The organism is Bacillus sp. FSL K6-2819, from assembly GCF_038008305.1.
Classification (GTDB): Bacteria; Bacillota; Bacilli; order Bacillales; family Bacillaceae; genus Bacillus; species Bacillus amyloliquefaciens.
Genome location: NZ_JBBOYV010000001.1, coordinates 432,843 through 445,749, shown reverse-complemented (window position 1 = coordinate 445,749; position 12,907 = coordinate 432,843). Strand labels below are relative to the sequence as shown.

General features: G+C 43.2%; 12 protein-coding genes, 2 pseudogenes and 1 riboswitch. Of the genes and pseudogenes, 4 read left to right on the top strand and 10 right to left on the bottom strand.

What is annotated here, in order from left to right; all coding sequences use genetic code 11:
• Window positions 1–59: 59 nt before the first annotated feature.
• The 3 genes and pseudogenes from MHH91_RS02265 to MHH91_RS02255 all read left to right on the top strand — a co-directional run bounded on the left by MHH91_RS02265 (window position 60) and on the right by MHH91_RS02255 (window position 1,272).
• Window positions 60–326 carry a hypothetical protein gene (locus MHH91_RS02265; RefSeq protein ID WP_013351066.1) on the top strand — a complete coding sequence of 89 codons (267 nt, stop codon included), beginning with the start codon at window positions 60–62 and terminating at the stop codon, window positions 324–326.
• A 282-nt stretch (window positions 327–608) separates the two neighbouring features.
• The gene (locus tag MHH91_RS02260) at window positions 609–821 is read left to right on the top strand and encodes a spore germination protein (protein ID WP_013351065.1); all 213 of its coding nucleotides are present in this window, start codon (window positions 609–611) and stop codon (window positions 819–821) included.
• Window positions 822–1,082: 261 nt separating this feature from the next.
• A pseudogene (locus MHH91_RS02255) lies at window positions 1,083–1,272 on the top strand (hypothetical protein).
• Window positions 1,273–1,321: 49 nt separating this feature from the next.
• On the opposite strand, the gene MHH91_RS02250 reads toward MHH91_RS02255, so the two are convergent.
• The 7 genes and pseudogenes from MHH91_RS02250 to MHH91_RS20745 form a co-directional block, all read right to left on the bottom strand.
• Window positions 1,322–1,456, bottom strand: a complete 135-nt coding sequence (locus tag MHH91_RS02250; RefSeq protein WP_014469765.1) for a hypothetical protein — start codon at window positions 1,454–1,456, stop codon at window positions 1,322–1,324.
• A complete protein-coding gene (locus MHH91_RS02245) occupies window positions 1,456–2,529 on the bottom strand; it encodes a response regulator aspartate phosphatase (protein WP_013351064.1) in 1,074 nt (357 codons plus the stop codon). Before MHH91_RS02245 ends, MHH91_RS02250 begins: the two co-directional genes overlap by 1 nt.
• Before the next feature lie 195 nt (window positions 2,530–2,724).
• Window positions 2,725–2,928 carry a DUF2651 family protein gene (locus MHH91_RS02240; RefSeq protein WP_232469715.1) on the bottom strand — a complete coding sequence of 68 codons (204 nt, stop codon included), beginning with the start codon at window positions 2,926–2,928 and terminating at the stop codon, window positions 2,725–2,727.
• A 75-nt stretch (window positions 2,929–3,003) separates the two neighbouring features.
• Window positions 3,004–4,137 carry a hypothetical protein gene (locus tag MHH91_RS02235; protein WP_014469764.1) on the bottom strand — a complete coding sequence of 378 codons (1,134 nt, stop codon included), beginning with the start codon at window positions 4,135–4,137 and terminating at the stop codon, window positions 3,004–3,006.
• A gap of 59 nt (window positions 4,138–4,196) precedes the next feature.
• Window positions 4,197–4,964, bottom strand: coding sequence for a YiiX/YebB-like N1pC/P60 family cysteine hydrolase (locus tag MHH91_RS02230; RefSeq protein ID WP_014471449.1), 768 nt, complete (start codon window positions 4,962–4,964; stop codon window positions 4,197–4,199).
• Between the two features lie 419 nt (window positions 4,965–5,383).
• A pseudogene (locus MHH91_RS20750) lies at window positions 5,384–5,638 on the bottom strand (peptidoglycan-binding domain-containing protein); the annotation flags it as partial.
• Window positions 5,607–5,741, bottom strand: coding sequence for a LysM peptidoglycan-binding domain-containing protein (locus tag MHH91_RS20745; protein WP_014471448.1), 135 nt, complete (start codon window positions 5,739–5,741; stop codon window positions 5,607–5,609). The gene MHH91_RS20745 and the pseudogene MHH91_RS20750, both read right to left, overlap by 32 nt.
• A 357-nt stretch (window positions 5,742–6,098) precedes the next feature.
• Here MHH91_RS20745 and MHH91_RS02220 point away from each other — a divergent pair, with 357 nt between their 5' ends.
• On the top strand, window positions 6,099–6,536 hold the full coding sequence (locus MHH91_RS02220) for a GNAT family N-acetyltransferase (RefSeq protein WP_013351058.1): 438 nt from the start codon (window positions 6,099–6,101) through the stop codon (window positions 6,534–6,536).
• A gap of 138 nt (window positions 6,537–6,674) precedes the next feature.
• Here MHH91_RS02220 and MHH91_RS02215 read toward each other — a convergent pair whose 3' ends face one another.
• From MHH91_RS02215 to MHH91_RS02205, 3 genes are all read right to left on the bottom strand, one after another.
• Window positions 6,675–8,396, bottom strand: a complete 1,722-nt coding sequence (locus MHH91_RS02215) for a pyruvate oxidase (RefSeq protein ID WP_013351057.1) — start codon at window positions 8,394–8,396, stop codon at window positions 6,675–6,677.
• Between the two features lie 129 nt (window positions 8,397–8,525).
• The gene (locus tag MHH91_RS02210; protein ID WP_013351056.1) at window positions 8,526–10,346 is read right to left on the bottom strand and encodes an APC family permease; all 1,821 of its coding nucleotides are present in this window, start codon (window positions 10,344–10,346) and stop codon (window positions 8,526–8,528) included.
• A gap of 156 nt (window positions 10,347–10,502) precedes the next feature.
• A riboswitch (cyclic di-AMP (ydaO/yuaA leader) is annotated at window positions 10,503–10,649 on the bottom strand.
• A gap of 134 nt (window positions 10,650–10,783) precedes the next feature.
• Window positions 10,784–12,904, bottom strand: coding sequence for a cellulose biosynthesis cyclic di-GMP-binding regulatory protein BcsB (locus MHH91_RS02205; protein ID WP_014471446.1), 2,121 nt, complete (start codon window positions 12,902–12,904; stop codon window positions 10,784–10,786).
• Window positions 12,905–12,907: the final 3 nt, after the last annotated feature.

Sequence of the window (12,907 nt, the reverse complement as noted above, 5' to 3'; positions counted from 1 at the left end):
GTTCGTATCTTTTTCCGGGCGTTTTTGGTATGATAGAAGAAAAAATCGGAGTTTTGCTTATGTCAGTATTTATCCTTTTTTATCTGTGGATTGTGCCGATTGTCATCGGCATCTTCTGTTCTCTTATTGCTTATCGGACAACGGGTAAGAAACGTCTGATTCCCGGCTTTGTGATGATCGCATTGAGCATCGTTTCCTTAATCACGGGGCTTTGGATCGGCGGAGTGAACTATCATGTGTTCATCGGGGGAATGTTTTTATTCGGTACGTTATTGGCCGGTTCCGCCTTCCCGTTTTTCTTCGCTCTTTCACGCAAACAAAAATAAACAGGCTGTCGGGATCTTCTCGACAGCCTGTTTTGTTTTTCCTTGAAATTATCTTACCGGAGATAAGGCAAACCCCTGTCAAGACAGACACCCAAATGAAAAACGTTCTCTGCCCCTTACAACAAACATATCAATGAAAATTTTCAAAAGATGAAATGCTCTATTATCCCTAGCAAAAGAGAAATTGCCGGAGCTTTCGGCAATTTTTGCCGCGTTGTTTAATCTTATTCAAAATGACAGCATACATATAGTTAGCAGCTTGAAGTGAGAGGAGAAAAGAGTATGTATGGTTCCCCTATTAAAATTAACAACTTATCAGGAAACGGAGTTGTCAATGTCGGCGGCGCGTTAACCATCACCCCTATCACCGCTTCAAAAACAGCGTTTGGATCCGGAGGCTTAAATACTGGAATCGTCATCCAAAACAACTCTGTAAGCCAGGCGGAAATGATTGGCCAACAATTTTCAGATCAGAATGTTGTGAAATCGTTTTAGCGAGGCTGTGAAAGATATTATGAAAAAAACGCCTTATTTGGCGATTCATAGAGGCATTGATGCACCCCATACTGATTTAAGAAATTCGATATAGCGTGCAAAGCATCTTCTTGCCTTTTTGTAAGATTACGGATGATTGCTGAATCCCCTTCTATAATTAGAGGGGGATTCAGGTCCATCCTGAAAGTTTTTGTCTGTCTGCTTTTCAAATTGAAAAGGGAATGTTCGTTCTTGTATTATTTACTCGAGGAGGTAATTCGAATGAATGATTTTGAGCGGAAAAAATGTACCGGATTATCTTTAACATGACTCACTTCGGGAAAAATCCTCAATGGATGAGTTGAAGAGAAAAACCGGTAAAGGATTACAGGCTATACGTGAAGCGGTCAAGAACCTCATGCGGCAGCGTATGTTGAAATGGGATAAGCACAAACACCGGTGGAGATTTTAAAAAGAAAAACCCCAACCTTAAAAGGCGGGGAACTGAATTGGGAGTACAATTAAATATTTATAGCTTTTTCGGCGATATAAAAAGTTCCAGACTCATTCAATTCAGCAGTATAAACATTTGTCACACTTAATAATCCAGTGAAAAGAATACCGATTAAAGCGGAGCTAATTAAAAGTTTCTTCATTATATAGCCTCCGTAACCTTAAGTATTTGTGTTTGGGCATGTATGGTTTTCTTTAAAAAGTTTCTTCCCTCTACATAGTTCCTCTTCTCAAAATGAAAGTCACCTAATTTTTCAGTTAGCTCTGCGAAATCAGACCAAAGGCGTTTCTCTTCTAAGTAACCTAAGCTTTGTTTCACTGCTGTTTCATTATATTCCTCGTATAATGAATTAATGATTTTTAATTTAGCCAAATATTCTTCTTCATTAGAAGTCCGGGCACGATTTAAAGCCGTTTCATAAAAGAAACGCGCTTCCTTGACTTTACCACATTGGTACAGGACATTTGCCATCATATATAATGATCTCACCCCATACACTGTATCAATATGTTCTTTCACGTCTATTGCCTTTTTGAAATTCTCTTCAGCAGCAATCAAATTTTTCCCTCTTAAATAAACTAAGCCTAAGTTATGAAAGATCACTCCTATAATTCTTTTCACTTTTTCCTCTTCCAAGCCGCGGACGATACTTAATGCTTCCCGATAATATGATTCGGCCTCCGTCAGCCTGTACATATCGTACATGTTAGCACCAACCATCATATTACAGCCAATCACTTTCACTTTGTATAATTGACTTTTTTCAAACAATTGCTTGGCTTTTTTTAAATGATTGAGGGAAACAAAGTGCTGATCAATTTGATAATAGGCATCAGCTATTTTGTAATGAAATTCAGCTTGCTCCATTTCATCTGATACAGCATTCAACTCTCTCTCTGCTTTGCGATAATAGCCTATCGCTTCAACATACTCTTTATGATCAAACTCATACATACCACGAAAAAATAATGAGTAATATTTCAAGAGGCCTGTAAGTCTTTTTTGCGGTTTTTCTATTTTCTCAAGCAGTTCGTCGACTGTGGGGCGATCTCTATATCTGTCTTCCGGCTCCAAGGAATCTAACATCAATTGGTGACGAAAGCACATCAATGAATAAAAAACAAGCAAATCCTGATCCTCTTCCATCTCCTCTATTTCCTGTTCTACTTCAGCCTTTAAAATCTCAGCATCAGGCACACTGAACTGACGAATCATTTTGTACTATTCATTGATCTTGACACCAACCTGGGACGACGGCAAAACTTGGTCCATATATACCTCTCCCTCTAATCTCTATTTTTGTAATATTATAACTATTTGAACAAAAAGTGAAAACGAAAAAAACCCGCAATTTTCGTCGCGGGATTTTTGGGATTATGGTTTTGGTGTACACTCTTATGATTATTCCATTTAATATTTTCGCTTTGTAAAATTCATTATAGTCTTAGTGATTGAACCGGAGATAAGGCAGGCTCCCGTCATGATAAACACCCAAACTAAAAATGTTGGCTCTGCTCCTATTACAACAAACATAAATATCAATGACAGGATCAATACGACGACAACCATAGTCCATACTTTTTGAAAGATGAAATACCCTATTATCCCCAGCAAGAAAGAAGCTGCCGGAAGAATGATGAGTATGATATATGCAGGGCTCAAAAGCGGGCTAATATAAACACCTCCAACTTATTTTAAAATTTCGAACCGGGCGATTTCCCACTCTTTATTTGCTTTTAGCGGGATTGTTTTTACCTTTTTTCCTGATTTCAAATCATAAGAAGTGATATCTCCAAGCTTGTTATCACGCTGGATATCAAAGTTTTTGAGTAAAACATACATCTCTCTGTCATTGAATTGAACATCATTCATTAATTTGTTATCATCCCCAGCATAAAAATCGAAAGATTTTTTCTTAACCATTTTTTTATCAAACACCTGCAGCTTCCCATCAAAAGAAACAGCTAAGATGCTATCTTTTAATATTTTCAATTTTGCAGGATGAAACCCTTTCTCCATCTCGACTTCTTTTTTTACCTTAAGCGTCTCTCTGTCTATTAATATGAGCTTAGAATTCTCTTTCTCATTCACGTTATCATTAACTGCCAGTACAAATGTATTTTCATCTAGAGCTTGGAATGCATCCTTTTCATCCATGAAGTATATCCCTTTATTCGGTATGGATGCCTTGTTCTCTTGCTTATTTGTCTCTAGGTTAATTGAAATGATGGACATACTTTCTTCATCACTTGAAATGACATAAATTTTATTTTTAGCGACGATTGCTGATCCAAGTTCTCCGTCAAGCTTTATTTGTTTCTTGTTTTTTCGGCTGTTTCCCTTCCAATATACCAGTTCACTTTCCAGCCCTTTGTCTGTATATCCAACGTTAATGTCATGGATGATATAACCGCCAGAACTGTTTATAAAGAAAGCACCTTCATCCTCAGTTGTTTTCGACAAACTCTTTTCATTTATTTTGTTTATTGCTCCAGTTTTATTGTCTATCATCAAGTGATTATTGCTTCTATTTGATGAGAAGAACGTATCGTTTTTGTTATATGAAGACATCGTGAAATTTATACCATCTTTCAATTCCAAGCTATCCATTTTAGTACCATCTTCACTGTAAACCCCAATCTCACTTCCCCTATCTAAAGTGTTAGAAAAACCAACAATAAATTTTGCATTGTCAATATTCTTTAATGCAGTCTTGCTATTACTACTTCTTTCCTCTTTTTCATTCCCAGTTGGGATGAGACTACAAGAGGTTGTGACTATCAGTATGCAAATGAAAATAAACAGGGTCTTAAGTCTATTCATTTTTTCCTCCCTTTGAAATGACAAAACAACCGGTGCAGCACCGATTGTTTTTGTCAATGTTAACCCTTGTGATAAAAGATTGTTGTGTTATTGGATTTTACAAGCTCCATTGGTGTTACAACAGTGTCCCATTTGACATTGTCAATATCAATACCTTGGTTTTTCCAAGAACGCCAAGCTAATTGAGAACAATAAAATTTAGCAGTTGTCTTTTTATTAAAAAAGTTGAAATTATATTTCTTTTTATTATCTGCTTGCTTTTCCGCATATTTTGCAGCATTTATATACTTATTGTTATTCGACTTTTTAACCCATAGACCATAAACTTTCTTTTTACTTCCCCAGTTATTATTATATCTGCGAACTCCATCTTGGTTTATAGGACTCCAGCTTTTCGCCCATGCTTCAACTGTTTTTGATTTGTTAGTTGAAACAATCGCAGCATGTCCTACACCAATAGACCAACTTCCAGAATTAATTTCATAGCTTGTAAGAACATCACCTTTTGTACCTAACGCTTTTGCTGCGATTTGGTTCTTGTGCTGATATTCAGGCTCCTCGTATTTAGGAAGAACTTCATCAATTTGACCAGAGGCTTTCAATTCTTTGATTTCTTTTTGGGAATCCTTATACAAGTCTTCCGCATGTTCTTGTACATACGCATACTCTTCTTTACTCATTTCATAGAATTTCTGTACTTCCTCACTTGTCATGCCGGCATCTTTCATTTCCTGTATTTCCGTTTGGACTTTTTCATTAGTAAGTTGCGGAAATCCTTCAGCATGTGCACTTTTCCCAAATCCCAATCCTAAACCGGAAATCAACATAGTTGTAGAGAACATGGTGGTAAGTAAAAATTTACTCTTTTTCACATCAGTATCCCCCTATTGAATGATTTTTCCTTCTTTTCTAAGATATAGGAACTAAATAAGGTTTGTAAACACCTTTTTTGAATTATTCGGGATATTTTAATCTTTTCTATTGAGTGTATAATGTCACAAAATCGGGACATGTAGTGCCAACTGAACTATAGGATTTGGGCTTTAAACAATGTTTACCAGGCAATGTGTTGTTTCACTATTTCTTCGTAAGGTTAACCTTCAAATTTTACACAACTTTACAAGTATTTGAAATATCATTTCCAACAAACATATTCTACCATTGGCACGAACCACAATTCTATATACTTCTTTATTTTTATGAAATATATAGAATTGTGGTACAGCCCTTTAAAGGGCTGTTTCATTTATTTCAGAAGAGACAACATTTTTTCTTTCGTTTTTGGCCCGTAAATACCGTCCGCAGTCAATCCATACATGGACTGGAACCGTTTGACTGCATTTGCTGTCTTCGATCCGTAATAGCCGTCTATTGCATTATTCTTTGCCTCTTTGTCCGGGTAGTAATAGAGAGCCGCCAGAGCCGATTGAATCTGTTTACGGCCGTCCCCTTAGTTAAGGCTTGTCTCTTTAAAAACGCCTGGCGGCAACGTGTAAGATGATTTCTTGCCTTTTGTTGCCGGCCGAACCGGTCAGCTTTAATACTTGGCCGACTTTGATCAGGTTCGGGTCCTTGATACCGTTCAAGCTTTGGAGGGTTGCCATGCTAACGCCTGTCTTCTGTGCTATGACGGATAATCCATCCCCTTTCTTTATGGTGTACGTCGCCCCACCGGTCTTTTTCCCGTTTTTGCTGATAAGGTGGTCCTTCATAAGTTTTTTGATCAGCCATCGCTGATTTCATGCCATTTCCACAGATTTCAATGCGATAGACTTTCGGTTCCCGTCCTCTAAGCTTCCAAGCAGGTTTGAACTACTGAGCACTTCCTTATCATGAAAGAGGTCAGTAAAACTGATAAGAACTAATGGATCAATAAGACAGTCCCAATAAAGATATTGCATAATTCCGAATGTTTTTGTAAGTTTTATATAATAAAATAAACAGAGTGAGGAGGGAAACATTTGATAATCAGAAGCGCAGAACCCTATGATATAAACCAATTGACCGATTTAATGTATTTATATATCGTCGATTTTTATAAAAGACCTAAACCGCCGATTGAACATATACATAATTTGATTGAAATGTTATTTGAAAAGAACAGCGGTATTCAATTCGTTGCTGAACAAGATGGTAAGCTCATTGGCTTTGCAACATTATATTTTAGTTTTAGCACAACGAAAGCAGATAAAATAACAGTAATGAATGATTTATTCGTGGCAGAAAACGCAAGAGGTACAGGAGCAGCCCAAGAACTGTTTAAAAGATGCGAATCATTCACAAAAGAAAACGGGTATGCACATATGTCGTGGATAACTGCAGCTGATAATTACCGTGCACAAAGGTTCTATAAAAAGATGGGCGGTTCTCTTGGAGATTGGTTGAACTATACCATATAATCCGACATGACATTATTGAAAAAACAGAACAAACAGCCGGGCTTTTACTACGGCTCAACTGAGTAAATGAGAGGGCCTAATAACAAATAAAAAAATAAACAGGCATGCTGCCTGTTTATTTTTTATAAACGCCGGCTTTTAAAACAGCCTTTTTAAGCTTTTCTTGAGAGACGGCATTTCGATTTTTTGGTTTTCAAAGAAGTTTTTCAGCATGTATTTGCTGAAGCCTTTCGCTTGGCCGTAGGTGATTTTTCCCGGTAGCGGCGGCTCGTCGCCGATGACGGCGTCGATGACGACCGGCTCATTTGAGTTGAGCGCTTCATGGAAAGCGGGAGCCAATTCCTCGTGTTTCGTCACTTTGATCCCTTTTGCCCCGCAGCTTTCTGCAAAGGCGGCGTAATCCACATTTTGCAGCTGGGTGACGTAGTCGATGTTGCCTTTGACTCGCTGTTCATATTCGATCATGCCTAAATTTTCGTTGTTTAAAATAATAACCGTAATCGGCAGTTTATATTTAACAGCCGTCGGCAGATCCTGCATCACCATTGAAAATCCGCCGTCTCCGCAAATGGCGATGGATTGCCGTCCGGGTTCGGCAAGGCTTGCGGCAATGGCTCCCGGAAGCCCGCATCCCATCGTGGCGAGCCAGCTTGATACGATAAAGTCCTGCTTCTTCATTTTAAAATGCCGGGCCATCCACACCGTGACCGTTCCGACATCCACTGACAGGACGGCATCCTCTGCGGCAGCATCCCGAAGCCGGGCAATGACCTGCTGCGGCCTGAGCGGATGAGTCGCTTCGGTTTCATCCTTTTCGATTTCTTTCCACCAATGCTTCATGTGCTCGGTGCAGGCTTCTAAAAATCTTCTGTCATCTTTATATTCAATGTATTCCGTCAGCTCTTTCAGCCCAAGAGCCGCATCACTGACGATTCCCGCATTGACTGGATAGCGTTTGCCGATTTTCGCCGGATCCGAATCAAGCTGGATGGCGGGCGTATCGTCCGGGAGATAATCCCTGTACGGAAACGATGTGCCGAGCATGATCAAGAGATCGCATTCCTCCATTGCTTCGTAGGCGGGCTTTGTGCCAATCTGCCCGAGATTCCCGAGAAAGTGCGGATGGCTGTCAGGCACGACGCCTTTTGCCGGAAGAGTAATGACAATCGGCGCGGCCGCTTTATCGGCGAATGCGAGCAGCTCCTCTTTTGCCGATTTTAACCCTTGGCCGGCGAGAATGACCGGCTTTTTTGCGTTGTTAATATATTGCGCGCATGTCACGAGATGCTCTTTTTTCGGCTCTATATCAGCTTTAAGGTATATCGGCGACGTATAAACCGGCTCCCGTTTGATTTTTTGCGCGAATAAATCATCAGATACGGTTAAGACGGCAACCCCTTTTTTGCTGTAAGCCGTACGGATCGCCTGATTCAGAAGATCGGGCAGCGCTTCTGCCGTATGTACTTGCTGGTTGAATACCGCCACGTCTTCAAACATTTGCTCTAATTTGATTTCCTGAAAGCTGTCACGGCCGATTTCATCGGAAGCAACCTGTCCCGCAATCGCCAGCACCGGAACGCCGTCCGCTTTGGCGTCGTATAAACCGTTCAGCAGATGAACGGCCCCCGGCCCTGCGATGGAAAGGCAGACACCGATCTGTCCGGTCAGTTTTGCCTCAGCCGCGGCGGCCAGGGCTGCGACTTCCTCGTGCCTGGTTTGGATGAATGTCAGGTTGTTTCGTTCATGTCTCAATTCTTCGATAAATTCATTAATGCTGTCTCCGGGAATGCCGTATATATGACCGACTCCCCATTGTTCAAGCAGCTCTGTCATTACATGTCCTGCTGTTTTACTTGGCATACTGCATCCTCCTTTTACCTGTATTCATGCCCTTTTTACAACGGGTTGAAACACGGGGACGTGCACCTGTAGCATTCTCAGCGTTTGACGAAAAAAAGACCGCGGCACTAAGGCCTGCGGTCTTTGATGTTACTTTTTAAAATGATACGGCAGTGTGGCGACGATGATGTCCTTCTTCCAAAACAGCCGGACGCGGAGCAAGAAGGCTGATTGGTTGTGGAGGATGGTCTGCCAGCGTTTTTTCGTAATGAATTGCGGAAACAGCACCATTACGGAGAACTGTTCTTTTCTTGCTTTCTGTTCGACCGTTTCCAAAAATTTATCAAACGGGTGAACCAGACTGCGGTATGAGGAATGCAGGGTTACGAGACGGACACCGTTATCAAGCTCTTCCCAGCGCTTTTCCACCTTCTTTTCGTTTTCTCTGTCAAAGGAAACATGAACCGCAATGACCTGATCCGATAATGATTTCGCATACTGAATTGATTTTTGGACGACGGTGGTGACCCCGGCGACAGGGACGATGACGACGGTTCCCTTAATTTCTTCAGGCTGCTGATCAACGACCCGCAGCTGTTCGCCGACTGCGGTGTAGTGATTTTTAATGACGAAAAACAGCATGACGACAGCAGGCATGAATAACAGCACGGGCCAGACAAGATTGAACTTTGTCGCAAATAAAATGCACAGCACCATAAATGAAATGGCGGCGCCGCAAGAATTGATCAGCATTTTAACGGCCCAGCCCTTCGGCTTCTGCCGGATCCACTTGATGCACATTCCCGTCTGCGACAGCGTAAACGGGATGAACACGCCGACGGCATAGAGCGGGATGAGATGTTCCGTGCGGCCGCCGAATAATAGAATAAGCAGGATGGATGCGATACCGAGAAAGATAATTCCGTTTGAAAAGCCTAATCGGTCGCCGCGAACCGTAAACATTCTCGGCATATACTGATCGCGCGCTAAATTAAACGCCAGCTGCGGAAAAGCGGAAAAGCCCGTATTCGCCGCAAGCACGAGAATCAGTGATGTAACGCCTTGAATGAAATAATACACCGTATTGCGGCCGAAAGTTTCCGCGGCAATTTGCGAAATGACGGTCTCGTCAGGCTTCGGTCCTGTGCCGTATCCGTACGCCAGCACCGTAATCCCCGTAAATAAGATCGCCAGCAGAATCCCCATCATGGCCAGAGTGCGGGCCGCGTTTTTCGCCGGAGGATTTTTAAAAGCCGGGATCGCGTTTGAAATGGCTTCAACACCAGTCAGCGCCGAACAGCCCGAAGAAAAGGCCTTCAGCAGCAAAAACAGCGTGATGCCCGCTACGGGTGTGCCGATCGGCGTGTGTTCGGCCGGATGAACCTGCCCCGTCATGAGCTTAAACAGCCCGACGCCGATCAAAAGGACAAGCGCCGCCACAAACAGATAGACGGGATACGCCAGTATGGACGCCGACTCTGACAGTCCTCTCAAATTTAAAATCATAATCAGAATCACAAGCAAAACAGCAATGAACAGATGATACGGGTGCAGAGCCGGAAATGCCGATGTAATGGCGTCGGTTCCGGCAGAAATGCTTACCGCCACCGTCAGAATATAATCAACAAGCAATGAGCCGCCCGCAATCAGGCCCGGCTTCTCACCAAGGTTTTCTTTTGAAACCATATAAGCTCCTCCGCCTTGCGGATAAGCGTAAATAATCTGTCTGTAGGACAGAATCAAAGCAAGCAGCAAAATGAGAACGCCGCAAGCGATCGGAATGGAATACCAAAACGCGGCCGCGCTTACCGTGGCCAAAATGATCAGAATCTGTTCCGTTCCATAAGCAACTGATGACAGCGCATCTGAAGAAAGCATGGCGAGCGCCTTGAGTTTCGTCAGTTTCTGCTCTCCGGCCGCCTGTGATTTCAGTGGTTTCCCAATCAAAAATCTTTTGATTGAATGGTACATTTGTTGTCTTCCCCTTTTTTTCATTTTCCGTTTGATTTACAAACCCTTACTGCTATGATGTCTCCGAATGCTGATTGCATGCCATATTTCAGCACGGCAAAAAAACACAGAGGCAAACGGATGCCCCTGCGCCATAATCGTGCACAGGTTTCATTCATCTCCTCTCATGAACGCTTACGAGGTTAGCTGTCGGATTCGGGCTTATGAGAGTTGGCCCTACCTGAAAAAGGATTCACCCCAAGCGGCATCATGCGCCGCAAATTGGTTCCCCCGCTCTGGATACAGATTAAGCGATATAGATTATAAAAGAGATCATACTCCCGTCCCGTCCGGTTGTAAAGGGGCTTTTATGCTGTTTCAAAAATAAAAAAACCTCCCCCAAAAATGGAAATAAAAATACAGAAAAAGAGGCCTGTTAACAGCCTCTTTTCCTTTCATTATTCTTCACTTTTTTCATTGCCCGTTTTTCTTTTTTTCCTTCTTGCCGTGAGCCATATCAGACCGGCCGCAATGAGAATAAGCGCTGCGAAAACAGCGATATACGTGACGTTCGGTGCGGCGGACGGGTTTTTCGTATCAGCCGATGGACTGCTGTCATCGGATTTGATTTGCTGATGGTTCGAAAACAGCTGCTTGCTGCCCGTTTCGTTGATGACGGTTGCCGCTTCGCTTGAGCTGTCTAAAAAGCTGATCAGCTCTTTTGTGACAGCCGCGCCGCTTCCTGATAACGGAGCAAAAACAGCTATGCCGGAGCCGGAGTCCCAAGGTGATTCCTGTGTAAATGCGATTTGTTTCGTCGTCTCATTCAGCATCTGAAACGAAGAAACATCGTAAGCGCCGCTTCGGTCTGACGGCACGAGAAGCTTAGATGCGTTTGATTTCAAAAGCGGAATTTGCGGCAAGCCTCCGATAAACACAACATTCCGGCCTTTGGCGTCCGCTTCCTTCATATCTGATGCCGTCTTAACGGTATATGCCTGACGGGCGCCGTTTCCGAATGAGTCCGTCACCAGAGAAAGTTCTTTAAGTGTCTGCATGTTTACGTTATCCGGGATGACGATCACTGTTTTCTTCTTCACGTCACCTGCAAACGGGAGCGGCCATTGCCCGAAATCCGGTTTTTGCGTCGCGCCGCTTACCGGGTAAGTCAGCGTGCTGCTTTTATCAATATAGACCCATTTGTTTTCGTCACGGTCGATACACGGATTGTTATTTTTCAAACCTGATGTGACAAATTGCAGATCAATATACCTGCTGCTTCGCAAAAGCTTCGGATCAATCGGAATTGTGACGTGATAAAACCCGTCTTTATCCTTATTGCCGAGATCATCAAGATGCACCGCATTCGGCTGTCCGTTGACCATGACGTTAAGCTCTGCTCTCTCAGCGTCAACATCTTTAGAATCCGTCTTCGTCCGGACCGATTCCGACGTCTTTAATGTGAGCGAAAGCTTGACCTGCCCGTCTTTATCAACAGCGGCCGCCGCAGGGTAAAAGAAGTGCTCTGACGCCGTTTTGTTTGATCCGACCGTTACATTTCCCGCGCCGAAATCGTCTAGTGTCAGTTTATTGCCTGTCTTTTCAGCAGCGGGCTGAAGACGGCCGATCATCAGTGAGTCTCCGCTCAGCTGGCCTGAATAAGCGCTGTCTGTAATGACGCGGATTTTATCTGCCAGCGTTTTGTCTGATTGTGCCGTGACAAACTGGACGGGCTGACGTTTGTCTCCGGCGGTCAGCACCCGTTCCGCGAGAAGGAGTTTGTTTCCTTCCGCTTTGATATTTCCCCGTTCGATAAGCTGTTTGATTTTGCCGTTCCAATGATGTCCGGCGCCGATGACAATTGACGGATTGCTGATTTTGCCTGCATCGGATTCTTTTACGTATGATACTTTCAGCCTGCTGTCCGCCGTTTTCAGAAATCCTTCTGTTTTGACTGCGGCTTCCGCTTCCGCCGAGGTCGGTTTGTCAGGAAGGATAATATCGGTTTCTTCACCCGTATTGCCTGATTGGGCAAACGGATACGGGAAATGGCTGAGATCCGCTCCCTTGGACTTGCTTGCTTCTGAAAGCATAAGGCGGCTGTCCGGATAAATCTTTATCCAGTTGCCTGACGTATCCTGCCTGACGCAGACACCCTCTTTTAATACACCGTAAAATTGCAATGATACATTGTGATAGCCTTGGGCGGATTGGCTTTTGCTGAGATTGAGCTTTACCGTTTTCCGCTTGGAGCTGCCGTCAAGCTTTATGGATTTGACGGGTTCATTGTCAATGGCAATGGTTAAAGAAGACGGGGCAATTAATAAATTTGACGCCTCGTAATCAATCAGAAGCGACTGATTGGCATCTGAAGCCCCCGCAGGAATCTGGTAGGTCAGTTCTGAGCTGTCTTTCGCCCCGTACAGTGTCATCAGATCACCCGTCAGCGCCTGCTGCTCTTTTGCGCCGGCGCTTTTTCCGAGGGCGGAACCGTCCGTTTTTAATTCCTGAGCCGCGGCCGTCTGCCCGTTATACATCAATAGCAAAAGGCCTGTTATCAATATGATCGCTTTTTTCAAAAA

Excerpts from the sequence above, each read along its gene's own strand:
- MHH91_RS02245 (WP_013351064.1), bottom strand. The coding sequence starts at position 2,529 with ATGATTCGTCAGTTCAGTGTGCCTGATGCTGAGATTTTAAAGGCTGAA.
- MHH91_RS02265 (WP_013351066.1), top strand. The coding sequence starts at position 60 with ATGTCAGTATTTATCCTTTTTTATCTGTGGATTGTGCCGATTGTCATC.
- MHH91_RS02260 (WP_013351065.1), top strand. The coding sequence starts at position 609 with ATGTATGGTTCCCCTATTAAAATTAACAACTTATCAGGAAACGGAGTT.
- MHH91_RS02210 (WP_013351056.1), bottom strand. The coding sequence starts at position 10,346 with ATGTACCATTCAATCAAAAGATTTTTGATTGGGAAACCACTGAAATCA.
- MHH91_RS02215 (WP_013351057.1), bottom strand. The coding sequence starts at position 8,396 with ATGCCAAGTAAAACAGCAGGACATGTAATGACAGAGCTGCTTGAACAA.
- MHH91_RS02250 (WP_014469765.1), bottom strand. The coding sequence starts at position 1,456 with ATGAAGAAACTTTTAATTAGCTCCGCTTTAATCGGTATTCTTTTCACT.
- MHH91_RS20745 (WP_014471448.1), bottom strand. The coding sequence starts at position 5,741 with ATGGCAACCCTCCAAAGCTTGAACGGTATCAAGGACCCGAACCTGATC.
- MHH91_RS02230 (WP_014471449.1), bottom strand. The coding sequence starts at position 4,964 with ATGTTGATTTCCGGTTTAGGATTGGGATTTGGGAAAAGTGCACATGCT.
- MHH91_RS02235 (WP_014469764.1), bottom strand. The coding sequence starts at position 4,137 with ATGAATAGACTTAAGACCCTGTTTATTTTCATTTGCATACTGATAGTC.